This window comes from Labilibaculum sp. DW002 (assembly GCF_029029525.1).
Classification (GTDB): Bacteria; Bacteroidota; Bacteroidia; order Bacteroidales; family Marinifilaceae; genus Paralabilibaculum; species Paralabilibaculum antarcticum.
Genome location: NZ_JAKJSC010000001.1, coordinates 199,599 through 226,026 on the forward strand (window position 1 = coordinate 199,599; position 26,428 = coordinate 226,026).

General features: G+C 33.9%; 28 protein-coding genes. 9 read left to right on the forward strand and 19 right to left on the reverse strand.

Annotation, left to right across the window (positions count from 1 at the left end):
- The first annotated feature begins 21 nt into the window (after positions 1 to 21).
- From L3049_RS00845 to L3049_RS00870, 6 genes are all read left to right on the forward strand, one after another.
- Positions 22 to 1,356 (forward strand): TolC family protein, encoded by a 1,335-nt coding sequence (locus L3049_RS00845; RefSeq protein WP_275107877.1) that lies wholly within the window; start codon positions 22 to 24, stop codon positions 1,354 to 1,356.
- Positions 1,357 to 1,382: 26 nt separating this feature from the next.
- Positions 1,383 to 2,468, forward strand: coding sequence for an efflux RND transporter periplasmic adaptor subunit (locus L3049_RS00850; protein ID WP_275107878.1), 1,086 nt, complete (start codon positions 1,383 to 1,385; stop codon positions 2,466 to 2,468).
- A 66-nt stretch (positions 2,469 to 2,534) separates the two neighbouring features.
- A complete protein-coding gene (locus L3049_RS00855) occupies positions 2,535 to 5,786 on the forward strand; it encodes an efflux RND transporter permease subunit (protein WP_275107879.1) in 3,252 nt (1,083 codons plus the stop codon).
- Positions 5,787 to 5,798: 12 nt separating this feature from the next.
- Positions 5,799 to 6,107 (forward strand): hypothetical protein, encoded by a 309-nt coding sequence (locus L3049_RS00860; protein WP_275107880.1) that lies wholly within the window; start codon positions 5,799 to 5,801, stop codon positions 6,105 to 6,107.
- A gap of 18 nt (positions 6,108 to 6,125) precedes the next feature.
- Entirely contained in the window at positions 6,126 to 6,314 is a 189-nt protein-coding gene (locus tag L3049_RS00865) for a YgaP family membrane protein (protein WP_275107881.1), read from the forward strand.
- Positions 6,315 to 6,451: 137 nt separating this feature from the next.
- Positions 6,452 to 7,282, forward strand: coding sequence for a YecA family protein (locus L3049_RS00870; protein WP_275107882.1), 831 nt, complete (start codon positions 6,452 to 6,454; stop codon positions 7,280 to 7,282).
- A 43-nt stretch (positions 7,283 to 7,325) separates the two neighbouring features.
- Here L3049_RS00870 and L3049_RS00875 read toward each other — a convergent pair whose 3' ends face one another.
- Positions 7,326 to 7,898 carry a porin family protein gene (locus L3049_RS00875; protein WP_275107883.1) on the reverse strand — a complete coding sequence of 191 codons (573 nt, stop codon included), beginning with the start codon at positions 7,896 to 7,898 and terminating at the stop codon, positions 7,326 to 7,328.
- Positions 7,899 to 8,106: 208 nt separating this feature from the next.
- On the opposite strand from L3049_RS00875, the gene L3049_RS00880 reads away from it, so the two are divergent.
- A complete protein-coding gene (locus L3049_RS00880; RefSeq protein WP_275107884.1) occupies positions 8,107 to 8,568 on the forward strand; it encodes a hypothetical protein in 462 nt (153 codons plus the stop codon).
- A gap of 19 nt (positions 8,569 to 8,587) precedes the next feature.
- Here the strand turns inward: L3049_RS00880 and L3049_RS00885 are convergent, their stop codons facing one another.
- From L3049_RS00885 to L3049_RS00970, 18 genes are all read right to left on the reverse strand, one after another.
- A complete protein-coding gene (locus L3049_RS00885; RefSeq protein WP_275107885.1) occupies positions 8,588 to 9,760 on the reverse strand; it encodes a DUF418 domain-containing protein in 1,173 nt (390 codons plus the stop codon).
- A gap of 163 nt (positions 9,761 to 9,923) precedes the next feature.
- On the reverse strand, positions 9,924 to 10,910 hold the full coding sequence (locus tag L3049_RS00890; protein WP_275107886.1) for a Gfo/Idh/MocA family protein: 987 nt from the start codon (positions 10,908 to 10,910) through the stop codon (positions 9,924 to 9,926).
- A 58-nt stretch (positions 10,911 to 10,968) separates the two neighbouring features.
- Complete coding sequence (locus L3049_RS00895) at positions 10,969 to 13,071, reverse strand: tetratricopeptide repeat-containing sensor histidine kinase (RefSeq protein ID WP_275107887.1); 2,103 nt, start codon at positions 13,069 to 13,071, stop codon at positions 10,969 to 10,971.
- 324 nt (positions 13,072 to 13,395) lie between these two features.
- Complete coding sequence (locus L3049_RS00900; protein ID WP_275107888.1) at positions 13,396 to 13,824, reverse strand: pyrimidine dimer DNA glycosylase/endonuclease V; 429 nt, start codon at positions 13,822 to 13,824, stop codon at positions 13,396 to 13,398.
- A gap of 139 nt (positions 13,825 to 13,963) precedes the next feature.
- Positions 13,964 to 15,181, reverse strand: a complete 1,218-nt coding sequence (locus tag L3049_RS00905; RefSeq protein ID WP_275107889.1) for a hypothetical protein — start codon at positions 15,179 to 15,181, stop codon at positions 13,964 to 13,966.
- A 437-nt stretch (positions 15,182 to 15,618) separates the two neighbouring features.
- Entirely contained in the window at positions 15,619 to 16,269 is a 651-nt protein-coding gene (locus tag L3049_RS00910) for a DNA-3-methyladenine glycosylase family protein (protein ID WP_275107890.1), read from the reverse strand.
- 83 nt (positions 16,270 to 16,352) lie between these two features.
- Positions 16,353 to 17,159 carry an arylamine N-acetyltransferase family protein gene (locus tag L3049_RS00915; RefSeq protein WP_275107891.1) on the reverse strand — a complete coding sequence of 269 codons (807 nt, stop codon included), beginning with the start codon at positions 17,157 to 17,159 and terminating at the stop codon, positions 16,353 to 16,355.
- 61 nt (positions 17,160 to 17,220) lie between these two features.
- The gene (locus L3049_RS00920) at positions 17,221 to 17,757 is read right to left on the reverse strand and encodes a GNAT family N-acetyltransferase (RefSeq protein ID WP_275107892.1); all 537 of its coding nucleotides are present in this window, start codon (positions 17,755 to 17,757) and stop codon (positions 17,221 to 17,223) included.
- Between the two features lie 140 nt (positions 17,758 to 17,897).
- Positions 17,898 to 18,362, reverse strand: a complete 465-nt coding sequence (locus L3049_RS00925; protein ID WP_275107893.1) for a hypothetical protein — start codon at positions 18,360 to 18,362, stop codon at positions 17,898 to 17,900.
- A 130-nt stretch (positions 18,363 to 18,492) separates the two neighbouring features.
- Entirely contained in the window at positions 18,493 to 18,795 is a 303-nt protein-coding gene (locus tag L3049_RS00930) for a hypothetical protein (protein WP_275107894.1), read from the reverse strand.
- The gene (locus L3049_RS00935; RefSeq protein WP_275107895.1) at positions 18,788 to 19,147 is read right to left on the reverse strand and encodes a hypothetical protein; all 360 of its coding nucleotides are present in this window, start codon (positions 19,145 to 19,147) and stop codon (positions 18,788 to 18,790) included. The genes L3049_RS00930 and L3049_RS00935 overlap by 8 nt, the downstream gene beginning before the upstream one ends.
- A 271-nt stretch (positions 19,148 to 19,418) precedes the next feature.
- Complete coding sequence (locus tag L3049_RS00940) at positions 19,419 to 20,132, reverse strand: pirin family protein (protein WP_275107896.1); 714 nt, start codon at positions 20,130 to 20,132, stop codon at positions 19,419 to 19,421.
- A gap of 247 nt (positions 20,133 to 20,379) precedes the next feature.
- A complete protein-coding gene (locus tag L3049_RS00945) occupies positions 20,380 to 20,781 on the reverse strand; it encodes a DoxX family protein (RefSeq protein WP_275107897.1) in 402 nt (133 codons plus the stop codon).
- A 4-nt stretch (positions 20,782 to 20,785) separates the two neighbouring features.
- Positions 20,786 to 21,307, reverse strand: a complete 522-nt coding sequence (locus tag L3049_RS00950) for an NADPH-dependent FMN reductase (protein WP_275107898.1) — start codon at positions 21,305 to 21,307, stop codon at positions 20,786 to 20,788.
- 107 nt (positions 21,308 to 21,414) lie between these two features.
- Positions 21,415 to 22,089, reverse strand: a complete 675-nt coding sequence (locus L3049_RS00955) for a Crp/Fnr family transcriptional regulator (RefSeq protein WP_275107899.1) — start codon at positions 22,087 to 22,089, stop codon at positions 21,415 to 21,417.
- Positions 22,090 to 22,146: 57 nt separating this feature from the next.
- Positions 22,147 to 22,500, reverse strand: a complete 354-nt coding sequence (locus tag L3049_RS00960) for a nuclear transport factor 2 family protein (protein ID WP_275107900.1) — start codon at positions 22,498 to 22,500, stop codon at positions 22,147 to 22,149.
- Positions 22,501 to 22,580: 80 nt separating this feature from the next.
- A complete protein-coding gene (locus tag L3049_RS00965) occupies positions 22,581 to 23,009 on the reverse strand; it encodes a DUF1801 domain-containing protein (RefSeq protein WP_275107901.1) in 429 nt (142 codons plus the stop codon).
- Between the two features lie 61 nt (positions 23,010 to 23,070).
- Entirely contained in the window at positions 23,071 to 23,670 is a 600-nt protein-coding gene (locus L3049_RS00970; protein WP_275107902.1) for a DUF502 domain-containing protein, read from the reverse strand.
- 547 nt (positions 23,671 to 24,217) lie between these two features.
- On the opposite strand from L3049_RS00970, the gene L3049_RS00975 reads away from it, so the two are divergent.
- A complete protein-coding gene (locus tag L3049_RS00975) occupies positions 24,218 to 24,748 on the forward strand; it encodes a PH domain-containing protein (protein WP_275107903.1) in 531 nt (176 codons plus the stop codon).
- Positions 24,741 to 26,222, forward strand: a complete 1,482-nt coding sequence (locus L3049_RS00980) for a PH domain-containing protein (protein WP_275107904.1) — start codon at positions 24,741 to 24,743, stop codon at positions 26,220 to 26,222. Before L3049_RS00975 ends, L3049_RS00980 begins: the two co-directional genes overlap by 8 nt.
- Positions 26,223 to 26,428 lie beyond the last annotated feature (206 nt).

Below are 26,428 nucleotides of genomic sequence, written 5' to 3' on the forward strand. Positions count from 1 at the left end.
GAAATTAAAGAACATATAAAAATGCGAAACCTCACTATTTATTTCACTTGGCTACTATTATTGTTTTTCCCTTTAGCAGGAAAAGCTCAAGAGTCAGTATTGAAGTTAAGTTTGAAAAATGCTATTGAAAAGGCTTCCGAAAACAATTGGGAAATCAATAAAGCAAAAGAAAAAGGGCGAGCTGCTAAAGCAGATTACCGTCAAACGAATTCTGTTTTTTTACCTATTGTAAACCTTTCTCATACAGGTGTTATAACAAATGATCCTTTAGCAAGTTTTGGGTTTAAACTCAAACAAAAAACTACAACTCAAGCAGATTTTAATCCAATATTTCTTAATGATCCAGGAAGGAGTGAAAATTTCAATACTAAAATTGAAGTTCAGCAACCTCTAATTAATATCGATGGAATATATGGCAGAAGAGCGGCAAATGCTAAGATGCAAGCCATAGATTTTCAAACAGAACGAACAATAAAGTTTACCAAGTTTGAAGTTAAAAAGGCTTATTACCAACTGGAATTAGCACAAGAGGCTGTAATTGTATTGAATGCATCAAAAAAAATGGCCAATTCGGCTTTACAGGTAACCAAGAATAATTTAGATCAAGGATATGTACAAGAAGCAGATTTATTATCTGCTAAGGTGCGGGTATTAGAAATAGACAATCAACTTTCTGATGCCAAAAACAATAAAAGAAGAGCAGGAGAATATTTAGCTTATTTGTTAGGCCTAGATATAAATGTAATTATTGAAACTACAGATTCATTAAATAAGAAACCAAGTTTATTAAGTGGTTTAAATGAATCATTCCAGGTTGAAAATCGATCAGATATTAATGCTTATCGAAAAGGTGTTGAAGCTCGCGAAAGCATTTTGAAATCGCAGAAAATGCAATTCTTACCACGTTTAAATGCTTTTGGAGCCTATGAATGGAATGATGATCAACTATTGGGTAGCTCTGCTAATAATTACATGATTGGAGCAAGTCTATCGTGGAATTTATTTAATGGTTATAAGAATATTGCAAAAGTACAGAAGGCAAAGGCTGAATTGAAAATTTCAGAATTGGATTTTGCAGATTACTTGTCTAGAAATAGCATGGAGGTAAAATCAGCAAAAAGAGATTTGCAAGTTGCATACGATAAAATAGAGTTGAGTCGATTGGCTAAAGAGCAGGCAGAAGAAGCACTACGAATTAGAACCAATAGATATAAACAAGGTCTTGAAAAAACAACGGATATACTCTATTCAGAAACCATTTCTATGGCGAGAAACCTGGACTATATCAATAGCTTGTACAATTATCATGTAGCTGTTTTTCAATTGGAATTACTGCTAGAGAAAGAATTACAATAAACAATCTTACTAAAGAATTAACCGATATGAATTCAAAGAATCTTTTAATTATAGGACTTATAACTCTAGGAGGATTGACCTTACAATCTTGTGGAGAGAAAACGACCGCAAAGGAAACTGCAAAAGCAGATCTTATTGTATCCGTAAAGACTATAAAAATGGAAAACCAACCGGAATTGATGAGCTTTTCGGGTAAAATAGAGGCAGAAACACATTCGAATTTAAGTACTCGAATCATGGGTCAAATTGCAAAGTATAATGTAGAAACAGGACAAAAGGTTTCTAAAGGACAAGTTTTAGTTCAAATTCATGCTAAAGATATTGAAGCTAAAAAAGCACAAGTAAAAGCAAATAAATTGGCAGCAAATGCAGCTTATGAAAATGCTAAGAAGGACTTTGATCGATTCACTGTGTTGTTTGAGCAGAAAAGTGCTTCTCAAAAAGAGATGGATGATATCACAACGCAGTACAATATGACAAAGGCCAATTTAGAAGCTGCCAATGAAATGGGCGTAGAGGTTGAAGAAATGTTGCGATACACAAGTATAAAAGCTCCTTATAATGGTGTGGTTACACGTAAATATATGAATGAGGGAGATTTGGCTTCTCCAGGAATGCCATTGGTTGCCATTGAGAAACAAAATCAGTTTAAAGTAATGGCTAGAATTCCCGAAACTGAAATTTCAAAAATTAAAAAGAAGGATCCTGTTCTTGTAAAAGTAAGTGCTTTGGGTGATGTGCAAATTAGTGGTGTTGTTGCAGAGGTAAATCCATCGTCACAATACACCGGAAATCAATTCGAAGCTAAAATTGTTTTACAACCGACTAAGGAACAAATAGCAAAATTGTACTCGGGCATGTATGCCAATGTAATGATTGAAAAAGGGGGTATGCCTTCAATTGTGATTCCAAAAAGTGTGCTGGTTCATAAAGGACAGTTGACTGGTGTTTATACCCTCAGTCAAAGTGGGACAGCGATGCTTCGTTGGATTAGAACTGGAAAATCTTCCGGAGAGAATATTGAAGTTCTTTCAGGCTTGAGTGCAGGAGAGAAGTATATTTTGTCTTATAAAGGTAAAATATGGGATGGTGCCAAAGTAGAAGTTCAATAAAGAGGTTTATCAAGTTGATTTCCTTCTTACAGATAAAAGAAGGTTAAATTCTAAATCAGAAAAAACATGAAAATAGGATTTGCTGGCGGAATAGCCAAACTCTTTATAAATTCGAAGCTAACACCTCTATTGATGGTCGCATTTTTGATCATCGGAGCTTACAGCTCGTATCTAACACCTCGGGAAGAGGAACCTCAAATTGATGTACCTATAGCTGATATCTTTTTAGCTTATCCGGGTGCCAGTCCAAACGAGGTTGAATCAAGAATTGTAAAACCACTGGAAAAAGTGGTTGCGAATATATCTGGCGTAGAATATGTGTATTCCACATCTATGTCGGAACAAGCCATGCTTATTGTACAATTTTACGTGGGAGAGGATGTGGAACGTTCTCTTGTGAAAATGTATAACGAGATCATGAAGCATATGGATGAGATGCCTAAAGGGATATCATTTCCATTAATTAAAACACGTGCCATCGATGATGTTCCTGTTCTGGGATTAACGCTTTGGAGTGAGAAATACGACGACTTCCAGCTGCGAAGAATTGCTCAGGAATTGAATAATGAGGTTGAAAAAGTAAGCGAAGTTTCATCTACTGCAATTAGAGGTGGCCGTTCGCGACAGCTTCAGGTGATTTTGAATCGTGAGTTGATGGCTAGCTACCATATCGATGCTTTAAGTATCGCGCAAAAAATTCAAGTATCAAACCAACAAATGGGTTCAGGTTCATTTAATAATAACGATAATCAATTCTTGGTTAAGACGGGTAATTTTATTGAAAATGCCGAAGAGCTTTCGAATCTCGTTGTCGGCGTGAATAATGGAAGTCCTGTTTATTTAAAGCAATTGGCTCAGGTGAATGATGGTCCGGAAATTCCATCTCAATATGTGAGTTTTGGTTATGGTGATGTGAACGAAAAACAAGCCGCTTTTAAAGGTGAATACCCTGCAGTCACACTTTCAGTTGCAAAACGTAGAGGAGCCGATGCTATGAAAATTGCCGACCAGATTCTAAGCAAACTAGAATTGTTGAAAAAGGATTTGATCCCTTCTGATGTGCATGTTGAAGTAACTCGTAATTATGGAGCAACGGCATCCGATAAGGTGGCTGAACTTTTATTACATCTGTTGGGTGCAATTATAGCTGTAACTTTTGTGGTGATGTTAGCTATGGGCTGGCGTGGAGGTTTAGTCGTATTTCTTTCGGTACCTATCACCTTTGCATTAACCATGTTTAGTTATTACTATCTGGATTATACTCTAAACAGAATTACATTATTTGCACTGGTCTTTGTCACGGGAATTGTGGTGGATGATTCCATCATTATCGCCGAGAATATGCACCGTCATTTCAAAATGAAGAAAAAGTCCTTTATGGAGGCGGCCCTTCTTTCTATCGACGAGGTAGGTAACCCAACCATTCTGGCAACCTTCACTGTAATTGCAGCGGTTCTTCCTATGGTCTTTGTGTCAGGACTAATGGGACCATATATGAGCCCTATGCCTATTGGAGCTTCCATTGCCATGATATTCTCACTCTTAGTTGCGTTAACCATTACGCCATATTTAGCGTACCGTTTATTGCGTTTTAATGATGATGAAGACAAATCTAAAAAAGCATTTAAGCTTGAAGATTCTATCGTTTATAAAATGTACTCTGCAACGATTTTACCAATGTTAGAATCGAGATGGAAGCGCTGGACATTTATCAGTGTTGTTACAGTTTTATTACTTGCTTCTACCACTTTGGTTTATTTCAAGATGGTTGCCGTTAAAATGTTGCCTTTCGATAATAAAAATGAGTTTCAGGTGATTATTGATATGCCTGAGGGAACAACCCTTGAACGCACAGCAGCAGTAACCAAGGAATTAGCAGCTTATGTCGCTCAGCAAAATCATGTAATGGATTATCAGTGTTACGTAGGAACAGCAGCTCCAATGAATTTTAATGGCTTGGTTCGTCATTACGATTTACGTCGTGGAGCTAATATGGCTGATATTCAAGTGAATTTAACACATAAGCACGATAGAGACGAACAATCGCATGATATTGCTAAGGCAATGCGTCCGGGTTTGCAGAAGATTGGTAAGAAATTTAACGCCAATGTTAAGGTCGTTGAAGTTCCACCAGGACCGCCAGTGATGTCAACTCTTGTAGCTGAGGTTTATGGTCCTAATTTGGAAGGACAGCAAAATGTTGCTGAGCAGGTGAAGACTATTTTTGCGAAGACTGATGATGTGGTTGATGTGGATTGGTTGATTGAAGATGATCAGAAAGAATACCAATTTGATGTGGATAAGGAAAAGGCCATGTTAGCTGGTGTTAGCACTCAACAAGTTGTTCATACCTTAAATATGGCTCTTCGAGGTCATGAGGTTTCAAATTTGTACCAAGAGTCGGAACACGATCAGGTTGGTATTAACTTGCGCTTACAAGAGCAGGATAGAAGCAGTTTAACTGATCTTAAGAAAATCAATATTCTTACTCAATCAGGACAATTGATACCGTTGGGAGATATTGTAGAGATTAAAGAAAAGATTAAAGAGAAGAGTATCTACCGTAAGAATCAGAAGCGCGTTGTATATGTAACTGCCGATGTAGCCGGTAAACTTGAAAGTCCGGTTTATGGTATTATGGGCATTTCTGAGAATCTAGGTGAGATTCAAGTGCCTCAAGGCTTTTCTTTAACAGAAGAATACACACAACAGCCTTTATACGAAGATGATTATAGTCTGAAATGGGATGGAGAATGGCAAATTACTTATGAAGTATTTCGTGATTTAGGAACTGCTTTTGCTGTCGTTCTTTTAGTGATTTATATGCTGATTATTGGTTGGTTCCAGAACTTTAAAGTGCCATTTGTAATGATGGTATCCATTCCTTTATCCTTAATTGGTATTTTACTTGGTCACTGGTTAATGGGTGCTTTCTTTACAGCGACATCTATGATTGGTTTGATTGCCCTCGCGGGTATTATGGTTCGAAACGCCATACTGCTCATCGACTTTATTAATCTGCGATTGGCAGAAGGTAGCCCACTTAAAGAAGCCATAATTGAAGCAGGAGCGGTAAGAACCACACCTATTCTATTAACAGCAGGAACAGTTGTTATTGGAGCTGTAGTTATTCTATTTGATCCAATTTTCCAGGGTTTAGCAATCTCGCTTATGGGAGGAACAATTGCATCAACATTCTTAACGCTATTGATCGTTCCATTGATCTATTATATTACCGAGAAAAAGAACTATCCTGTAAAAAACAGTGATCAGTTATCAGAAAGCAGTGAAGAGGTATCAAATAAGAGTGATCAATAAAAACATGTCGATATGAAAGTTGTAATTATATTTTGTGTAAGTGCTTTTTACGATGATTTGAAAAAGATTTATCAAGCTTCAGGAGTAGAAGCTTATAGCGAGTTTGATGTGAAAGGTTATACACAAAAACACAATAAAGATTGTGAAGCACCCAATTGGTTTGCTTCAAGTAAAGACCATTACGATTCAACAGCAACTTTTGCCTTCCTAAACGAAGAAAAAGGTTCTGATTTAATGAATCAGATCTCAAAATTCAACAATGAAATAGATTGTTGTAGTCCAATTCATGCTTATATGCTGGATGTTGAAAAGTTTATTTAAAGTTTTAATTACAATAAAATGAGAGAACGAATTATTAGAGCGATTGCTGGAATTTTGGTGCTTGTTAGCATTCTATTGGCATTCTATGTTAATATTAATTGGTTGTTGCTAACTGCTTTTGTTGGCCTTAACTTATTACAATCATCAATTACCAAATGGTGTTTGATGGATGATATTTTACGAAAAGTTTTTAAAGTGGAGAATTAATCTCTATAGGTTTAGTTTTGAATTGTGAGCCCTGAATGTAAATTCAGGGCTTTTTTATGCTCGTTACTGTTGTAAAGAATCTAATTAATTCCTGATAAGAATGAATAATCTATATCTTTGCCGAATAATTTAGAATTATGATCCGATCCACAAAACACGCATTCGATACAATCGATACCCAATTAAAGGGAATTCCATATGAAGCAATTGATTTTTTGAGAAATCAGGAAAGCAATAAAGATATTAGTGAAAAACTAGTGTATGCACTTAAAAATGCCTACAATGGGGAAGCATTCTATTCCGATGAATACAGAATGATGATGCCAGCTCCTTTATGGTATTGTGTTGTTGCTGAAAAGCATTTGTCAACAGATTTAATAGCACCTTTATTAGATTTGTTTAACGTAGAAGAAGATTGGGATTTATTGAACGAACAGGCGGTTTATTTAGTAGGTTTATTGGCACGAGAATATCCAGAAAAGTGTGTAAGCGCAGTACTGGATTTTATTGAAGAAAACATCAAAGAGGACAATAAGAAACCATACATTTACTGTTTCGAGGCTTTGTATTATGCCCTTGAAAATCAGTTTAATCGCATTCATGCAATTCTAGAGAAAGAAAACTTTCATTGGGTAGATCATTATGTACGAGTACTAGGTGACTTGATGAGAGAAGATACGCTTGCCAAGTTTAAAAGCATGCGAAGTAAATTCGAGGGAAAGCATACTGCTATTGAATTGCAATACTATATTGATGTGATGGAAGGTAAAGTAAATGATTTTCAAAAAGGAAGTGCTTTTTGCGAAATGCGAGATCCAGAATGGAAAAATCATTACCAACACATGGAACACATATTTGCTTCAGCTGAAGCTCCAATTGAGCAAGGAGGGAAGATCAATAGAAATGATTCTTGTCCTTGTGGATCGGGGAAAAAATACAAACAGTGTTGCTTAAAGAATAAAGCTTAAGAGAATACTAGCCAAGAGAATTATCTTTTGGCTATTTTTTTGCTTAAAAACGAAACGCCAGACCTAGTGAAAAAGCTGAATTCTTAGCTGATGATTTTATTTCAGATTGATTGTAAAAATCAGACAGGCCTAAGTAATACCTGACATCAATTGAAAATTGTTCAGATAGTTGGTATTCCATCCCAACAGTAGCTCCATAATCCAATTCCTCAAAGTTTGATTTGTCGGTATCGCTATCTCCATCAATCGTGATATTGGAATCTAATAAGTAAGAAATCTGTGGGCCAATAATTAATTTGAATTGTTCGTAATTGTTTAATGTAATCTTTAGAAGAATAGGTATTTGTAGGTATCCAAGTGAAGTTTTAATTTTAGTGTCGTTTATGGTGTCTCTGTGGCCTATTCTAGCGTAAACTAATTCCGTTTGAACTTCAATATTTTGATTTATTTCATAGTTCGAAAATACACCTGCATATCCACTTAACTTGTATTGACCTCCATCATTTTCTCCACGATAGGTGCTTAAATTTAAACCGCTTTTTAATCCAAATTTGAAATCTTGAGCATTGCAGAAAAAAGGCGATATCAGTAATAAGAGTATAGTAAGATATTTCATTTGTTGTAATTTTATTGTGATAGAGTCATGATTTTAAAATTTACAACATTTTCTTCAAACAACACATCTTAGGGCTTTCTAAATTATAGTTTGAACTTAGAATTGAGTAACTAAATCAATATAAAAACAGAAGAATGGATACATTTAAATAAATTAGTCAGCCTTCGCTGCAATCTATTTGTTAAATTAGCCGAAAATAAAGGATGCTATGCATAAGCTTACAGATATAAAAAAAGGATTGTACCAAACTGCCTGTCGATTAATTGGAGAGAAATTGGATCGAAACAGGAGCACATTATCAGAATTAAAAGAGTCGGCTGGAAGTGAGACAAAGAGCAGTGCAGGAGACAAACACGAAACCGGGCGTGCAATGGTTCACTTGGAACAAGAAAAAGCTGTAAAACAAATGGCAAACAATCAGGCTCTTCAAAATGTATTGGATAAAATAGATGTTACTTTATCCACGCCGATGGTTTCAATCGGTTCACTGGTAATAACCGATAAGGTTCATTTTTTTATTTCAGTACCATTAGGTAAATTAAATTTTGACGGACAAGATTATTTTCTAGTTTCGCTCACTTCTCCTTTTGCCAAGAGTTTTGTTGGCAAACAAAGGGGAGAAAGAGTTTTCTTCAACGGACAAGAATATCTAATAGAAGAGATTTTATAGCCCGTATTGCGTTTTAGGTCTACTTTGATCCAATCCAAGTAGCTTTGTGCCAAATTGCCTCTAACGGACCGCGCGAGTTATTTTTATCCCACCAATAACAAAATACTCCTAGTACGATTGCCAAGAAGATACCGATTAGCATACTTTGACTTGCTCCTGTGTATTGATACATGCTCATGCCAAATCCATAATAGATACAAGAACCTAGAATTGATTGGAATACATAGTTGGAGAGACTCATTTTTCCGATTGGTGAAAAAATGCCTAATATTTTATTAAATCGCTTGGTATTGAATAGTAAAACAAAGCCAGATACTAGAAAAACCATAAAATAAAGATTAGTCCAAGAAGTTAGAATTGTTTTGACTGATCTTAAAATAGCCTTGCTGCTAAGAATGGAATTTAAGTTCATTTGCAAAAGGAACAAAGGAATAAAAACAACGATGGATATTATCAGAGCCTTGGTCCAAAATTTTTTGTTTTTATCTGAAATAGCAAATAGGTTGAGTCGGCCAGCTAACATTCCAAATAAGAAGGTGGCTAGTATGTGAAAGAAGCGTCCATTTTCCCAACTCCAGTTGAGTACAGCCATTTTCCCATTGGTTAGATTTCCATAAGCTGTTGCGAAAAATGAATCTGCTTTAATGTACTCATTCATTTTACCAAAATAAGTCCATGATTTTGGGTTTGCAATCTTTAGATCTGGTGTTTGAATTGCGGTAAACAATTGAAAGAGTTCGTAGGGTTGTAAAAAAAGAAGTAAGGCAATGGCTAAAATCCATTTGTTGTTTAGTTTTACTAATGGAATTAGAAATAAGCCAACAAAAGCATATAATGTTAATATATCTCCTTGGTAAAAAATGGAGTTGATCATACCAAATAGAAAAAGGAGGACCAAACGCCATGCAAAACGAGCTCTAAAATCATTTCCCCGTTTGTTTTGGTTATTGGTTTGGATGAAAAAGGTTAAGCCAAACAGAAGAGCAAAGATAGCATATGATTTACCAGCAAAAATAAAGAACAAGGTATCCCAAATCATTTTATCCATGCTAACCATCCAAGTTGGAAGGTTGGGAGGTAAAAAATATACATCGAAGTGCTCTAGATTATGAAGTAGCATAATTGAAACAAGAGCAAATCCTCTCAAGGCATCAACAACATGAAATCTGCACTTAGGGCTGGGAGCGTTCATTATCTGTTTTTTGAAATTAAATTAACAGATGATAAAATTATAAAGTTTTTTATGCTTTACAAGAAGATAATATGCAAAAGAAGGGGGGATGCTTCAACGATTAATATTTTATTATTGAAAGCTGTTAGAATAGACTATTCAAATAGTAATTATTGGGCTACTATTAATTTGACTTTCGAACATTAAGTATTTGATCCATAACCCAAGCGGTGTGTGCTGCACTTTGTCCTGTTGATGGATGTTTACTATTACCCAACAAATGTTCCCTTATGTTTTTAACATGGTAGAGCTGAATGTTTTCTGGATTTTCGATAAATAACTCATTCTTTCCTTTTGCAGTTGTTAGTTGCAAGGATTTTTCATCGAATACAGAGAATTCAATTTTCCCTTTACTGCCATATATTTCAACAGAATCTTCACGAGTATTACAGCCAAAATTCCAACTTCCCGAACCAGTCACTCCATTTTCGTGTATCCAGCATGCAGTAACGGCATCTTTTGAAGAATATAAATCTTGTTGGTTTAGGCTTAGCCCAGTAACGGTTTTAATATCGCTAAGCAAAAAACTAAATAAGTCGATACCATGACTGGCCAGATCATCAAAGTAACCGCCAGCTGCAATCTTAGAATCGGTTCTCCAGTTGTATTTTTCAGACAGATCAAGTTCATTGGCCGGTTTGCTTAAGTGCCATCTAATGTGTCTTACTTCACCAATAAAGCCTTTATATAACCAATCTTTTACCTGTTTAAAACGAGGCAATGACCTTCGGTAATAGGCTACAAATAAAGGCAATTCCTTTTCTTTAAAAGCATCACAAATTTCTATGCAATCCTGAGCATTAGGTGCCATAGGTTTTTCGATGCAGCAAATTTTTCCAGCTTCGGCTACTTTCAATGCATAGTATTTATGCGAATCGGGCGGGGTAGCAATATAAATTGCATCAATTTCAGGATCTTGAATAATTGCATCTGCATTGGTATTGTATTTTTCAATGTTATGTCTAGAGGCATAATCTTCTAGTTTAGCTTTATCGCGTCTCATTACAGCTTTCAGCTCAAAGCCATTTATTTTTTGATAAGCCGGCCCACTTTTCACTTCAGTAACCTTTCCACAGCCAATAATTCCCCAACGAATATTTCCTTCACTCATTTCAGTATCTTATATTTCGATAGCACAAGCATATTTTATTAAGTGTCATTCGGGAATTTTAATTCGTTGTATAAAGTGGTAAAGAAAAATACAGTTCACTACCTACACCAACTTCACTTTTAACCCAAATTTCGCCATTGTTTTTGTTAACGAATTCCTGACAAAGAATTAAACCCAATCCAGTACCTTGTTCTTCTGCAGTTCCTTCTCTTTGTACATTCTTTTCGATTTGGAAAAGACCATCCATAATCTGTTTGCTCATACCAATACCAGTATCTTGAGTGCAAACCTCAACATTTCCATTGTTTAGTTTACACGCTAAGTTGATTTCACCACCCGCATTGCTAAATTTAACCGCATTATTAAACAAGTTAGAGATTACAATTTTCATTGTTTCCTTATCTGCCAGAATATTAATATCATCAGCAATGCTATTGTTGACATGAATGTTTTTAATTTCTGCAGCTCCAACGTAAGCGGAAATACTTTCTTCAACAAGCTTTTTAAGAGAATGAACTTCTTTGTTGATTTCGATAAAACCACTCTGTGATCGAGACCAAGTGAGTAGATTTTCTAGAAGTGAGAAGGTTGATTTAGCCGCTTCGCCAACGACTCTAATCATCATTTTACGTTCTTTATCATCGTAGTCTGAATAATTAAGAGCTAACTCTTCATTAAAACCAAGAATTGCACTAAAAGGACTTTTTAAGTCGTGAGCAATAATAGAGAAGAATTTGTCTTTGGTAGCGTTTAGTTTTTGTAAAGTTGATTCACTCAATTCCAACTTCTGAATGTTTTCTTCAAGTAATACCTTTTGCTCATTAATCAACTTGTGTTGATATCTTAACTTTTGATTGTTCTGTCTTGACTTAAGGTAAAATCGTGTTACTATGCTAATTAGTAATATCAGCAATACAATAGTGATTATAGCGATGTGGTACCTGTTATTGATTTTAATTGTGGCATTTTCAGCTTGCTGCTCTTTTAGGGCTAATTCTAGTTTTTGCTGGTTTAATTCTTCCTTAGCTTTTTGAGCTTCAAATTCATCAAGGAAGGTTGCCACTTTTTTTGATTCTAAAGAATTTAAAGCAACATTAGATTTTTGTAAAGATTTGTATGCTTTTGAATATTCTCCTAATTGGGCATATGCCTCAGCCTTCATTTTATAAATTCGCGGAAATTCTTCAGAAATTCCAATTGTCTCTGATAATTCGATACCCTTATCGTAATATTGAATACTTTTTTTATATTTCTTTTCCTTCAAAAACAACTCTCCATATTGGCGATAAACCCTAGCTAATATATGTTGATAGTTGTTTTTAATACAAATTTCATTCGCTTTTGAAAGGTATTGTTTTGGAAGTTCAAACTCGTTAATCCCAGTGTAATACGCTGCTAAAGAAATGTAAAGATAGGCTACAGTATAATTGTTTTTAATTTTGGGGAGTAATTCTGTAATTTTATGATAGTCAGCAGAAGCCTCTTTAAATTTTTTATGCTTTACCTTTAAAATACCCATATTGGAATAAGTAATTGCCATATCTTGAGGATTCTGACTTTTTTTCTCAATTTCAAGGGTTTTTTCGAAGTAATGAATGGCAGGTTGATAATTGTCTAAACCAATATAAATGGTAGCAATGTTGTTGTAAATGATAGAAAGACTAAGACTATCATTTAATTTCTCTGCTATATCTAATGCTTTTCTATTGTAATCAAGACTTGCTAATTGATTACCGCTATAGGAGACAACGTAGGACATACCTCTATATATATCTAAGATATTTAAAGAATCAGCTTCACTTAGAAATATTTCAAGAGCATTATCGTAATGTTCAAGTGCAACTTTCATTTCACCAATCTGTGCATTTGCTCTAGCTACGTACGAGTGAGATACTCCTAAGCCGTGAGTATAATTAATATTTTTGGCAAGTTCTATTCCTTTTTTGCTATATACTAAAGAACTGTCAATACTAATTATTCCATAAGTTACTGCTATTTCATTGCTTAGATCAACTAGTTTAAATTGGTCGGTTTCTACCTTATTTAGTTCTTTTAAGGAATCAACTTTTATTTGCTCTTGTTTTATATTTTGAGTTGATGCATAACCAGCGAGAAGGTTGATGCAGGTAAATGCAAAAGTGAGGGCTAGAACTTTTCTCATACCAGAGGTTTAAATAGTGTGCTTAAAAGTAGCAAAAAATATGAAAACTCAGCTTAGTGTTTGGAATAAATATTACTTGTATGAGTTTAAAATAGGGCGATTGGGCTATTTTATGTAGCTGCTAAATAACACTTATATGATATGAGCAAAACTGTTGGTTTTGTCCTGTTGTTGGTAAGTAGTTTTAGATTCTGACTTAATCTTTATAGTTAGAAGATATTTATTTTTTATAAAGGGAAATGAATAAAAAGCATATAATTCCGAAATATGATAGCAAGTAGCTTGTAATTTGTTGCTTTTTAGATTTTAAAAAGGGAAGAGTCACTAAATTCTTTCCCAACTTTCTATTTCACCCTTTACCATTTTAAATAGTGGGTGGATTTCGTAAGTATGAATCTCTTTTATTTGATTGTACGTCTTGGGATCTCTTTCTTTTAGTTTAGATCGTAAATGATTCATTTCAAATTCGAGTTGATCAGAATTCACTGTGATTTTCTTAATGGAGCCTACTTCGGAGAATTTGCTGCTATCGAAATTGTAATTTCTTTTACAAGCTTCTTCCCATACAACTTGCAGATAAAAATTAATGGATTGTAAAGCATTTTCACCTTGCTTAAAGCGGATCAGCTGGGGATGATTTTTATATCCTTTTGTTTTATTCTCTAATACATTTTTAGCCAATAAAGTTTCACGCCAAAGTGCTACTAATCCTTTGGCATCTAGATATTTTGGGTGTAAAGACCATATTCTCATTTATCAAAGCTTTAATTGAAATATATTTTCACTCAACTTAAAGATACAAACATCGATTGGGGATAACAAGAAAGCCCGCCAGGATTGAAACTCCTGACAGGCCTTATCAAATTATGCTATAATGTGCGCTTTGTACTTTTTAAAAAATTCGATATCCAAAGATTACAGACATTGTTTTATAATCAGATCCCCAATAGGTGTAGCCATTCAAAATATCTCTTTTCGTTTGATATCTAATTTCTAAACTATATTTATTATAAGTGTACCCAGCACCAATGGCTAAATTTTTATTTGCTTTAATTTTTAGGTCAAATATATCTTTCCTTTCCGATTGTATTGTACTTGAGGATGGAAAATCAAAAATGTACGAAATATTAAAAAATAATTTTGAATGATCATTAATAAATGAATAGTGTCTAATTCCAATAGGAAGTTCAATTGAACTATAATCAACTTCTACATTTGCTGTACTTGCATGCGTTAACGTTTCGGCAAATACTGTTTCTTTTTCTGATTTATAGTATTGATAGGTTGGTTCAATTAGGACAGCCCATTTATTTTTGTTGTATGGTAAGATAAATTCAGCTTCAATACCAAATCGAAATGCTAATTTAGTGTCAAAATCAATATTTCTGCCCTCTGCAGAACCATTTCTGATCGTTAGAGAAGAGTGATTTAAGCCGGGGCGTAGGTTTAAATTAAATAATTTTTTTTCTTGTTTTACTGCCAAATTGAGATACTCTGAATTATTCTTTTCATTGTATTTGATAAAGAAATCTACTAAATCCTTTTTGTTGTAATCAACTTTTTTAATTTGAGATTGAGTAAGATCTTTATATTTTAAATTAGAAAATAGTTGATGTTTGTACCAATTGTTTTTAGAAATTTTCTTTTTAGATACCTGATAAGTTTTAAATATTAGTTGCTTTACTTCAGAGTCCTGATTATTATAAAAGTATCTCTTAAAAGTCTTATTTTGATATTTATATAAATTAGCTTTTCCTTCTACTAACACCTTAAAAAAAAGCTGTTGTTCTTCATATATGGGATCTTTTTGCTTGCTCAGGTGACTAATGTTCTCACTTGAGATATCAATCTTAACAGTAAATCGGACAAATTTAGAAATTCCATATATTCCAAATTCTTTGACTGATTTTAGTTTCAAAGTTTCAGGAGTTGCATCTTTCGAAAGTATAAATTTAAATTCTGTAGGATTATTCTTCCAATCAAGATTTTTAATTAAACAATCTGTTTTTTCACCTTTATTATTAATAAAATAACCTTCTTCGAAAGTGATTTGAGAATAACAATTAAAAGTTAAAATAATAAATAAGAAAAATAGAAGTTGTTTTTTCATTTTAGTGTGATTTGTGTATTAAAATTAGATATTGTTAATTGCTTTTAGTCAGGGATTTGCTTCTTACGTAGTTAGTGAATAAAATATGACTGTTTTCATTTTGCTCCATAGATGCTAAAAAAAATGAAAGTAAACATCTTTTTTTTATGCAACAAAGGAATCATAAGAAAATATATGAGTAGATTATTTGGAGAGGATGTTGAATTGAAAAGCCCGTTAGGTGAACGAAAAAACGGATGGGGAGAAGAGGGTGATATTAAACAATAGTTCCTAATATTTTATTATTTCAATTATAAGACAAGTGTTACTGGTAAAATGATTTGTTTGAAAACCTAGTTTGTTACATCTATATTGTTATCATTGTTGTTGATTAATAATGAATCATTTGCATTTAAGCGGTAACTATTGAAGTTGGTAAACTTTAGTATTGGGCTTTATTACTTTTTCTTTTGTGGTGCATAATCTTTCATTTCGGGAATAGCGCCACCTGCAATAGCCCATAAGTAGAGGCTGGCTACAGATCCATTCGGCCTGTATCTTCTTTTGTATTTAGCAAACTTTTCTGGTGTAATTTCTCTGTGATGATAAAGCATTCGCATGCCTCTCACAATTGCCAAATCACCGAAGCTTACAATATTTTTTCTTTGCATGGAAAAGAGCATTATCATTTCAGCTGTCCATATGCCAATGCCTTTAAGCTTTGATAATTCAGAACAAACTTCATCATTTGTTAAGAATTGTAATTTTGATAAATCCAATGCCCTCGTATGTACTTTTTCTGCAATATTCTTAATGTATTCAACTTTTCGGAAGCTTAAGCCTAAACTTTGCAATTCTGTATCCGACAAACTTAAAATTGATTCTGGATTGATATCTATTAAAGCGGTTTGCATCCGTTTCCAAATGGTTTTTTGTGCTTTAGTAGAGATTTGTTGACCAACAATTGCATTGATTAAAGCACTAAACAAGTCAGGATTTACACCTCTTTTTATCATTCCAATTTTATCGATGACTTCAGCTAGCTTTTTGTCGTTCGATTTTAGCTCATCAATTTCAGCTTGACCATATATAAAATATTCAGTTTCCATTTTTATAAAGGTTTAGTCAATCAACTTGTTAGCGGGTTTAGTATCAAATTTAAATACCAAAGTATAACTTACAATATAAGAAATTAACTCTCTTTTTGTAATGGTTTTAAATCTTCAAAATTAGCATCGATTACGATTCCAAACTCTTGTTTTAGGATGTTCAAGTAAGACTGATTTTCATCAAGCAAAGCTGTGTATTCCATTCCATTAATTGTTTTCTTGAGCTTGTTGTTAAGTATTGTTACGCTACCATTTTCAATTGGAAGGGCTGCAACTCGCGAGCTAGTAAAGAAAGAGTTTTGGTTTGTAGAGGTATAATGATTTCCGTATTCGATATCTCCTTTACAGACGTAGTTCAAATCAAAACTGTATAAGTTTTTCCAATCATTCTCTTGCTTGGTTTGAAGCATGTAACCGTACAACTTGCTTTCTGTTAATCGAAAGGTCTGATTCTTAAATGAAACGGGTTTATTATATACTAAGGGTATGGGAATAGATGGAGATTCCGACCCAAATCCTAAATCTACCATCCACTGTTTGTCTTCAATTGTAACTAAAGTAACTTGATGGCTTCTACCTGTTGGCTCACCTGTTTTATGAACTCTACCCAGTAGCGCACGTGCTTCGAATCCGAAAGATGTAAGAGCCAATAAAAGAAGTCCATTCAACTCAAAACAATAACCGCCTCGTTTATTTTTCACCAATTTATGCACCAATGCTTTTGGTTCAAGCTCGATATTTCTTCCAAGACAGATATCAAAATTTTCAAAAGGAATAGTTCCGTGCTGAGCATGGTGAATTGCCTTCAAAGTCTCAAAGTTATTTGCAATTACCCCTTCAAAATTGATACGTTTTAAATATTCCTCTTGATTAAAAATGGCATCATTCATTTCGCTGTTGTATTAAATTGTGCCTCGCTGTATTGCCACGTTTCTATGGGTTATCAGGATTCTATTTTTCAGTTTTTAATTTGCTGTATACTACTAAGTCAGTAAAAATGTCTCCTGTCAACAATTCACCCTGTCGTTCAATTCCCTCAAACTTAAACCCAAGTCTTTTCGGGATGTTTATACTTGATTTGTTCTCAATAGCACATTTTATTTGAATCCTATTCATGCCTTGCTTGTTGAAGGCAAAATCACAGAGCTTTTCAACTGATTTCGTTACAATCCCTTTTTTTAGATGGTTTTTGGAAAGCCAATATCCAATTTCTGTCTTTTTATTTAATTTATCGGAATCTTTATATCCAATCAGTCCAATAAACTCTCCTTGTTTCCTAATAGTGAATATGTATTCTAAACTTTCCTTGGGAGCATTTACAATTTTTGATACGAAATTTTCAGTATCACTAAGTTTTTTAGTGAATTCAACAAAAGGCAACCATTTTCCAAAATGCTCTCTTTGACTATCAATCATTATAAAAATATCATCAGAATCTGATTGTTCTAATTGCCTCAATTCTATGTTTGTATCTACTTTTATTATCATGTTTTTTCTTTTGGTTCTGTATTACAGCTAACGATTATATTATTTTCTTGGACTTCTGGTAGCTATTGGGATCAAACTGCTCGTCAGCATCCATGACAATTTCGCTTTTGTTGGGCGTTGGCTTTATTTACTTTTTCAATTTATATGGTATTGTTTTTAATCTTTTCATTCAATACACCAGAGAATTCAATAAACTCCCTTTTGGATAAACTTATCAATTTCCGTATAGTTTTGCCATTTGTTCTTTTCAAAACCAACCACTTAAATGTAAGAGCTATGCTTTTTATCTTATATTCATAAATATTTTCAAATACAATCCCAAATTCATTAACTAGGTTTGGATGCGGACCAAATTCTCTTAAAACAATTGCATCAATATGAATTTTCAGATTTAAAATTTTAAAATACCAACCGATCGCAAGTGTTAAGGTTGGAACTGTAACGAATACTACCCAATCAAATTTAGAATTCCAATTAGGAAGAAACTCTAGGATTGAAAAAGCAAGTAGCATCATGCGAAGTGTAACCAGAAATAATAATCCCCAAATTGTTATAACAAAGGTATTTCTCAAATAGTTTCTATATTGAAAAAGAGGTTTCTCCATATATAATTTCTTTGTACTTCAGCATTAGCTTGCGCCTAACGGTCTTGCTAAAATTTGTGGGCGATTTATAACTGTCGCCTTATCAAAGCCGCCTATGTTTATTGTTTTTGTTGCTTTATCTAACTGAGCGTCAACGCCCATTAATTTTAACTTTTGTTGTAGGGCGTTTTATTAATGTTTTTATCACTCTATAAATCACATATCCAATAATTATCAGATTGATTACATGCCATATATTCAATCCTATATAATTAGCTTTTTGCCAAAAAGTCATACTTTCTAAGCTCCAATATTCCCCTTTGCTTTCATCATAGAAATCGTCATAATTCATTAGCATTAGCCCAAGAAACATGTAAACCGCAATATCGAAAATAACTAGTCCGATAGCGGTTAAAATATTCTTAATTGAAAAAACTCTTTTCATTTTATCCATCCCAAACTGAATAGTCAGTAACTATATTATAGTTATCAAATTTGATTGTTAGTCTCCCAGTATTTATTCCTCGTTTTGAGTATCCCAAATAATACCCAAATTCGTTTTTCGTTTTAGATTCAAGTTCTCCTAGCAAATTAATGATTTGGTTTTTTGTCATTCCTTTTAGTTTGTAATTATTTTTCAAACTATTCATCATTTCCCAACGAAGAGACCATTCAGTTTCCGATTCAGTCCAATTTTTCCATTTGTCAGAGTCAAACCGATCTTGTGTAATTCGTCCTTTAAGTGCAAACCCGATTAGAATTGCTACTCCAATCTTCAAAATTCCATATTTAAGTTTCTTGCTCAATTCTTGGTTTCTTTAAATGCCCTAAAACTAGTTTATAACAACAATATTGTCATTATCCTTCCATATGAAAATGTATTGTGCACCTTTTATATTTAATAGAGTTTGAAAGTAGCCATCTTTCACAATTGATCCAAGAAATCATAAGAAAATGTATTGATCGTTATTGATCTCCATTAGTGGAGTAAATAGGACGGTGTAGAGGAAAATAAAAAAAGCCAGCAGAAGCTAGCTTTTTTGTTTAAGGTGAATCACCAATCTCTTTTTATAGGAATTAAATATTCATTGGTACTTCCATTAATAACACACGAGCCTTATCGGTGGCTGTAAGATTAATCATTTCGGTGTCCCAAATTCCCATTCCATCTCGTTTAGAAAGTTGTTCTCCATTTATTTCGACTTCACCTTCAAGTACAAAAGCGTAAACGCCATTTCCTTTTTTCTGGATTTTATATTGATCGGAATTTCCTTTGGTAAACTTTCCGAGGCTAAACCAAGCGTCTTGATACATCCAAATACCTTCATCGTCTTTGTTAGGAGATAAAATTTGATAGAATTCATTATCCTTTTCAATTTCTTGTAATGAGATTTGGTCGTAACGTGGTTTTAGGTTTTTCTTGTTTGGGAAAACCCAAATTTGAAGAAACTTGACATCCTTGTCATTATTTTTGTTGAATTCACTATGATAAATCCCGGTTCCCGCACTCATAATCTGCACATCTCCTTGCTTTATTATGGCAACATTCCCCATACTATCTTTGTGCTCTAAATCTCCTTCGAGAGGAATGGATATGATTTCCATATTGTCGTGATGGTGTGTATCGAAACCTTTTCCAGCATCAACGTTGTCATCATTTAAGACTCGGAGTGCACCGAAATGCATTCTTTCTGGATTGTGATAATTGGCAAAACTAAAGCTGTGGTGCGAGTGTAACCATCCATGATTTGCGTGCCCTCTTGATTCTGCTTTATGAATTACTGTTTTCATATTATTACATTTTTTATGTGGTAAGCGAGTAAAACCTACCTTTTTAAGAACTTATCATAGCTAGATCTTTTGACTTAATCCAAAAAATCTGGAGGAAATGGAATTGTAGATAGTGAATCTTTTAGTGTAAAAACCGCTGAAGGGGCTAGGGAAGATGAACAAAGCCACCAAGAGATGGCTTTGTTGTATTTTTATTGTAGACAAATGGAATGATTAAGCTGTAATGCATTCCATTTTTTAGAATTTATTAATCCCATTTATTCGAATTCGAAAGGGCGTATTTGCCACTGCCTGAAAAAGCTAAGGCGATTGCTCCAAAAAGGTACAAACCTAATAATTCAATGGCCCAGCCGCCATGTTCTCCCATTTTGAAAATGTCGCTGCTATGAACCATTAAAATGGCAACCAAAGCGTTGATTGCAAAAATAGCAGAAGCAATGCGAGTTCTAAAACCAACAATAATGGCTATAGGCGCAATTACCTCACCTACTATAACCCCATATGCAACAAAGGCAGGAATTCCCATTTCGCTTAACATTCCTTTTATAAAGTCTAGGCCTCCTGTCAATTTACCAAAGCCATGCAATAGCATTAATAATCCAATTGTGATTCGAAGAATCAGTAGTGCCGTGTCGTTATTCTTTTTCATGTTATCAATTTGTTTTGCGATTGTTTAAAACTTGTTTTATTTCTTTAATTATTTCTTCCTCAATTATTTTACCATCCTTAAAAACATCAAAGAAGCTTCCAATGCTAGTAGCCGAATTAATTGTAGCTCCAAAGAATGGTAAGGTAGTTTCTGTTATTTTTAGGGCAGATGCAGCTCCAGTTTTTCCTGGAGAAGTACTAAACAAGAAAATGTCTTTGTTTTTTAGAAATTGATTGTCCTTACGGGATAACCAGTCTAAAATATTTTTAAAGAATGCACTTAGGTTTCCGTTGTGTTCCGCTACAGAGATAATTAGTTGATCTGCTTCTGCTAATTTCTCGGCAAGCTTATTTATACTATCCGGAATTCCATCCTGTGTTTCAAGATCGATATTGTAGATTGGTGCATCGTAATCGGTAAGTTTTATTAGCTCAACTTGATCTGTTAAAGTTGCTATATAGTTTACCAATTGTTGATTGATTGAGTTTGAACTGTTGCTTCCAGCAAATGCTATTATTTTCTTCATCATTTATAATTTTAATGTTAAAACAAAGCTGGGAAGAAATGAATCGATAAAAGTTAATGTAGATTAAGAAACTGTTGTAAAAACATTTTTTAACAGCTTTTAAGGATTTATTTATTGAATGTTTTTTTACGCAAAAGGCTTAGGAATTCAGGAGTAATACCCAAATAGCTTGCAATGTGTTTTTGTGGAATTCTTTGTTCAAGGTGTGGATATCTCTTAATAAATTCCAAAAATCGCTTCTCAGCTGATAAGGATAATTTTTCAGTCAATCGCAATTGGAGCGACAGCACACCGTATTGGAATTTTATTCGTGAATAATGTTCAAATGCAGGCATGGTATCCATAAGTAGATTCATCTGATCGAGCTTTATTGCGAATACAACGGAGTCTTCTAATGCTTGGATATGATACGAGGCAGGAGTTTGATTATAATAGCTTAGGATATCGCCAATCCACGATTCCTCTATGCCAAATCTATTGTTGTGTTCATTTCCTTTTTCGTCAATAACAAAAGAGCGAATACAACCTTTTGCAATAAAGTACTCATACTGCGAAACCTTACCTGGCTTAAGAAGAAACTCTCTTTTTTTGACCGGAATTTCTATAAAACTGTCACTTATCGTCTTTAATTCTTCGGAGGATAGCTCTGTTTTAGTCAAAATATGAGAAAGAAGAATGTTGATCATGCTTTTTAATATGTTGAACGTTAGTGTATGCTGGGCATTGGCCGTTGGTAAATAAAAATAGTCATTCTCCTTACTTGTTCCAAGAAAAAATAGCATTGCTATTAGGAACAGATTTAAACGTTGCGAGGCATTTGGTTACTTGTTCTTGCGTTTTTATTCAATTGGTAAATTATGCATTTTTAAAAAGGATAGTTTGTCCCAATACCCTCTTTGAAATACAATCTTTCCCTCTTTTATCTGGAAAAAACCGCAACCTCTTAAGCCTAACGGATCTTTCCATTCTAAAATTCCCCATTGGCCATCTTCGAATATATTTTCTATGATACAGGTCATATCAGCTTCGGAGAATTCTTTCTCAAACATTTGTTTGATAGCTGTCTTGCCTTCAATTGCTTCATTTGCTACCTGATGATTAATTGCATCATCTGAATACATTTCGGCAATCAATTCTGCATTTCCATCATTAAATAGCTTAACCCAATTCTGTATCAATTCTTTATTTTTCATCTGATTCTTCTTCTCTTGATTTTAATGTCAATATTTAGTGTAGAATGCGTTTTTGTTCCTTGTAGTATGCAGTTTTTAAATCACATTCCCAAAGTTGGCAAATGCTTTACCTTGTGATAGGTTAAGGCTGCTTTTATACAGTGTTTTAAATCTTCAATGGGAATTTTGTCGCTCAGATGAAACACGATTGCTCTGTTGCCTTCAAAGTCAAAACGCTTATTAAATATCATTTTAAAAACCTCAACCAATCGACTTGTGCATTTGAAGTACATTGCGAATTGGTCAGGTGTTTTTGACTTCCAATCTATTCTGATTGTACTTCCACTTTTCGTCAAATAACTAGGCTCTCCCCATTTTAGTGTTTCTTCGATGTTTGTTATTCCATCTATTTCCCTAGCTGTCTCAAGCACCAATTCTCTCAAGGCAAACATTTTATCCCGAACCGAATCAGGGTAATTGTCAAAAACTACTTTAACCTCTGGGTTGATTTTTATTTGTAAATCTTTCATAGGTTTTCAAATTACATACAAGTAACACTGTAAAAGCAATATTTTTTTAATTGACAAATTTCTAATTGTCGCTTTCACTTGTTTCGTGTGTTTCATAGATATCAGAAATACCACCAGATACAATAAACTTCATGGCAACTGCTGGATTTATATCGAGTAGTCTGACTTGGGTTTTAGGAACAATGAACAATTCTCCTGAGAAATTATAAGAATGAGGGAAATATACCGCAACCTTATCTTTCTCATCTATTTTGCTTAAATCTTCTGCCGTTAGGAACCCCAATTTTTCCAGATTAGAGATTGGATTTACCAATACAAGTACTGGTTTGTTAAATTTTCTTTCCTTTCCTACAAATGCTGAGAAAAGATCATTTAATGCTGAATAGATTAGTTTTAATAAAGGAGCTTTTTCAATTAACCGTTTAAATAAGATTTTGAATGGTTGGGCAATTATGCTTCTGCCAATGATTCCAATTAATACCAGAATGAAAAAAATGACAACGAGCCCTAATCCAGGAATGTCAATGTTAATGACCTTTTCTAGGTAATCATCCAATAAATTGTTTGTGAAATTGAAAACCACATAGATTATGTATGCTGTAATTCCAAAGGGTGCGGTATATAGCAAGCCTTGCAGGAAATAATTCATTACTTTCTTCATAAAGCAAAAATATTTAAAGTAAAGTATTTTCTCTGATCCTTTTTATAGTCCAATAAATGTATTAAAAACTCTTCTTATCCTATCCAGATTGCTCGTAATAATGTTGTGCCAAGCCATCGTTTCAAAAATATTATTTTATACATTTTGAAAATAGCCATCTTTCCCACATGTTGCAAGAAATTATAAGAAAGATATTTGTGATTCTTGAAGTGTGCTGGGGAAGACGATACCCCTTATGTGGTCGATCTCGAAAGCTTTCGGGACCATACGGCGGTTTGTTTAAGTGTAATGCGAAACAATTTTGGTGCAGTTGGTGTTCTAAAGCGCCGTCAGGGGTGAAAAAACCGCTGATGGGCCAGGTGAGATGAGAAAAGCCATCTGTGGATGTTGGGCATGGTTAATATTTAACTAATTTTACTTGACCCAAGGGTGATATTTTAGATATTACAGTAAGGGAAGCAAATGAAATAAATGTGTTTGACGAATGGCGAACCGAAAGTTGTTATAAAATACCATCTCAAAAATATATTCTAATCATCCAACAGATATGCTAGTAAACGAAGAATTCTCAAATCAAGTTGTATTACCAGATCTACTCGCACCAATAGAAGTTCAAGAGTTTGAAGATTTGGAACCTAAGTATAAACTTGTAAAACAAATAAGCTCTGCAATAGTATTGATATTAGCTTTGGTTGGTTTTTTTCTATTTGTTAATTTTTCATCGGGAGACATTCCAATCAAAGTAATAATAGGTGTCCCTTTTATTTTTGTAGTATTATTTGTTTTGAAACTAGTCTTCGTGATTCTCGCTTTTCCTAAAAAAGGATATTTACTTCGAGAACAAGACATAAGTTACCGTAGCGGACTACTGATTTACAAACTTACTACCATTCCGTTTAATCGAATACAACATGTAGAAGTTAGTCAGAACATTATAGAGAAAAGTTTTGGTTTGTCGAGAGTAAAAGTATTTACAGCTGGAGGCAGTGTTAGCGACCTTTCGATTCCTGGCCTTTTGCCAGATAAAGCTCACCAAATAGAATCATTTCTTTTATCAAAAGTAAGCAAGCATGAATAAGCCAGATTTAACAAAACCAACTCGACAGGAGTTGCGAGGATTTTTGGTGATTTTCGTTTTTGAAGTTCAAAAAATATTGCGAGCATTTTGGCCTGTTTTCATCCTTATTTTTGCTCAGAAGAAGCTATTGCCAGCATCAATAACGATTCCTATGGCAATAGGGATTGTTATCCTATTAATACTTGTTCATGCCATTCTTTATTACCTGAATTTCTACTTTTATATTGATGACAATCAATTTATTATTAAGAAAGGATATATTCGAAAAAAAGTTCTTTCGATACCACTGGAACGCATACAAAGTGTCAATACAAAGCAGAACCTTTTACAACAACTTTTAAATGTATATTCGCTTGAAGTGGATACGGCAGGGTCGGCAGGAAAGGAATTGAAAATTTATTCCTTAAGTGGTTCCTATACCGATCATTTAACTCAATTCTTGCAATCTCATAAGGAAAATGCAAATGAAGAAAAGTCGGAATCAATTAGCAACACCAATGAAGAAGTTGAAATTATAAAATTAAGCCCTTCCGATTTATTGCGAGTAGGAATAAGTCAAAACCACCTGAGGACAGGATTAATTATTTTAGCTTTCGGTTCTCAAATAGTAGATCAAATTCAAGATTTATTTAAGGTAGAAACCGATGCGTATTCAGATACCTTTCAAAACATAATGTCTAACTCAGGTATCTTGTTTTATACTGGATTAGCAATTTTCGCTTTAGTTGTGTCGATTTTCGCAACACTCGTAATTACTGTGATAAAATATTACGATTTTAAACTTGTCAAGTATCAAAAAAGTTACCGCATTACTTCTGGTTTATTTAATAAACGTAAGGTTTTGCTTCCATTCAATAAGGTACAGCAGCTCAACTGGGAAACCGGACCTATAAAAAAGATGTTTGGTATCTTTAAAATCAGCTTTAAACAGGCAGTTAGTAAACAAGTACAGCAAAAACAAGTGGTTGATGCTCCTGGTTGTCTTGAACAACACATTGAAAGTGTTAGAGATGAATTGTTTAAGGGTGATTTGCCTGATTGTAGCGAAAAGATTTATTCACATCGCAGATATTTCAATTTGTTATGGTTCGTAAGAGGATTACTTCCTGCTATAATCCCAATTCCATTATATATTTTTGAGCCACTTTGGTTAATTGCCGGAGGAGCATGGTTAGTTTTATCTGGATTTTACTGTTGGATGATGGTTAGGAAAAGCTATTTTCAATTTAATAAATCTCAATTGATCGTTGGCAAAGGAGCGATAAATACGGTGTGGCAACAGGCCGCAGCATTTAAAACACAATCGGTCGATTTTAGACAATCGTTTTTTCAAAAAAGAAGAGGATTAGCTTCCTTAAGGGTAAACAATGCATCAGGACAAATAGATATCCCATACATCCCAGAAGATATGGCAAGTAAATTGATGAACTATCTTCTTTATCATGTTGAAACATCCGACGAGAAATGGATGTAAATTAGTTTGACTAAAAAATCAATGCTTAAGAAATCAGTAACAGATAAATTGCTGTGGGCTAGGAAAGATAAGAAAAGCCACCTATCAGGTGGCTTTTATATGAAAATGAGTTTAAAACTCTAGTATTTTCTGATAGGTATAGAAATAATCATGTGTCTCATTAATAAAAAATATACATGACGAAATCTGTTTTGAATCTTGGTAAT

Bases quoted from the DNA above. Each gene is read 5' to 3' on its own strand.
- L3049_RS00845 (WP_275107877.1), top strand. From the start codon at position 22: ATGCGAAACCTCACTATTTATTTCACTTGGCTACTATTATTGTTTTTC.
- L3049_RS00850 (WP_275107878.1), top strand. From the start codon at position 1,383: ATGAATTCAAAGAATCTTTTAATTATAGGACTTATAACTCTAGGAGGA.
- L3049_RS00855 (WP_275107879.1), top strand. From the start codon at position 2,535: ATGAAAATAGGATTTGCTGGCGGAATAGCCAAACTCTTTATAAATTCG.
- L3049_RS00860 (WP_275107880.1), top strand. From the start codon at position 5,799: ATGAAAGTTGTAATTATATTTTGTGTAAGTGCTTTTTACGATGATTTG.
- L3049_RS00865 (WP_275107881.1), top strand. From the start codon at position 6,126: ATGAGAGAACGAATTATTAGAGCGATTGCTGGAATTTTGGTGCTTGTT.
- L3049_RS00870 (WP_275107882.1), top strand. From the start codon at position 6,452: ATGATCCGATCCACAAAACACGCATTCGATACAATCGATACCCAATTA.
- L3049_RS00875 (WP_275107883.1), bottom strand. From the start codon at position 7,898: ATGAAATATCTTACTATACTCTTATTACTGATATCGCCTTTTTTCTGC.
- L3049_RS00880 (WP_275107884.1), top strand. From the start codon at position 8,107: ATGCATAAGCTTACAGATATAAAAAAAGGATTGTACCAAACTGCCTGT.
- L3049_RS00885 (WP_275107885.1), bottom strand. From the start codon at position 9,760: ATGAACGCTCCCAGCCCTAAGTGCAGATTTCATGTTGTTGATGCCTTG.
- L3049_RS00890 (WP_275107886.1), bottom strand. From the start codon at position 10,910: ATGAGTGAAGGAAATATTCGTTGGGGAATTATTGGCTGTGGAAAGGTT.
- L3049_RS00895 (WP_275107887.1), bottom strand. From the start codon at position 13,071: ATGAGAAAAGTTCTAGCCCTCACTTTTGCATTTACCTGCATCAACCTT.
- L3049_RS00900 (WP_275107888.1), bottom strand. From the start codon at position 13,824: ATGAGAATATGGTCTTTACACCCAAAATATCTAGATGCCAAAGGATTA.
- L3049_RS00905 (WP_275107889.1), bottom strand. From the start codon at position 15,181: ATGAAAAAACAACTTCTATTTTTCTTATTTATTATTTTAACTTTTAAT.
- L3049_RS00910 (WP_275107890.1), bottom strand. From the start codon at position 16,269: ATGGAAACTGAATATTTTATATATGGTCAAGCTGAAATTGATGAGCTA.
- L3049_RS00915 (WP_275107891.1), bottom strand. From the start codon at position 17,159: ATGAATGATGCCATTTTTAATCAAGAGGAATATTTAAAACGTATCAAT.
- L3049_RS00920 (WP_275107892.1), bottom strand. From the start codon at position 17,757: ATGATAATAAAAGTAGATACAAACATAGAATTGAGGCAATTAGAACAA.
- L3049_RS00925 (WP_275107893.1), bottom strand. From the start codon at position 18,362: ATGGAGAAACCTCTTTTTCAATATAGAAACTATTTGAGAAATACCTTT.
- L3049_RS00930 (WP_275107894.1), bottom strand. From the start codon at position 18,795: ATGGATAAAATGAAAAGAGTTTTTTCAATTAAGAATATTTTAACCGCT.
- L3049_RS00940 (WP_275107896.1), bottom strand. From the start codon at position 20,132: ATGAAAACAGTAATTCATAAAGCAGAATCAAGAGGGCACGCAAATCAT.
- L3049_RS00945 (WP_275107897.1), bottom strand. From the start codon at position 20,781: ATGAAAAAGAATAACGACACGGCACTACTGATTCTTCGAATCACAATT.
- L3049_RS00950 (WP_275107898.1), bottom strand. From the start codon at position 21,307: ATGAAGAAAATAATAGCATTTGCTGGAAGCAACAGTTCAAACTCAATC.
- L3049_RS00955 (WP_275107899.1), bottom strand. From the start codon at position 22,089: ATGCTATTTTTTCTTGGAACAAGTAAGGAGAATGACTATTTTTATTTA.
- L3049_RS00960 (WP_275107900.1), bottom strand. From the start codon at position 22,500: ATGAAAAATAAAGAATTGATACAGAATTGGGTTAAGCTATTTAATGAT.
- L3049_RS00965 (WP_275107901.1), bottom strand. From the start codon at position 23,009: ATGAAAGATTTACAAATAAAAATCAACCCAGAGGTTAAAGTAGTTTTT.
- L3049_RS00970 (WP_275107902.1), bottom strand. From the start codon at position 23,670: ATGAAGAAAGTAATGAATTATTTCCTGCAAGGCTTGCTATATACCGCA.
- L3049_RS00975 (WP_275107903.1), top strand. From the start codon at position 24,218: ATGCTAGTAAACGAAGAATTCTCAAATCAAGTTGTATTACCAGATCTA.
- L3049_RS00980 (WP_275107904.1), top strand. From the start codon at position 24,741: ATGAATAAGCCAGATTTAACAAAACCAACTCGACAGGAGTTGCGAGGA.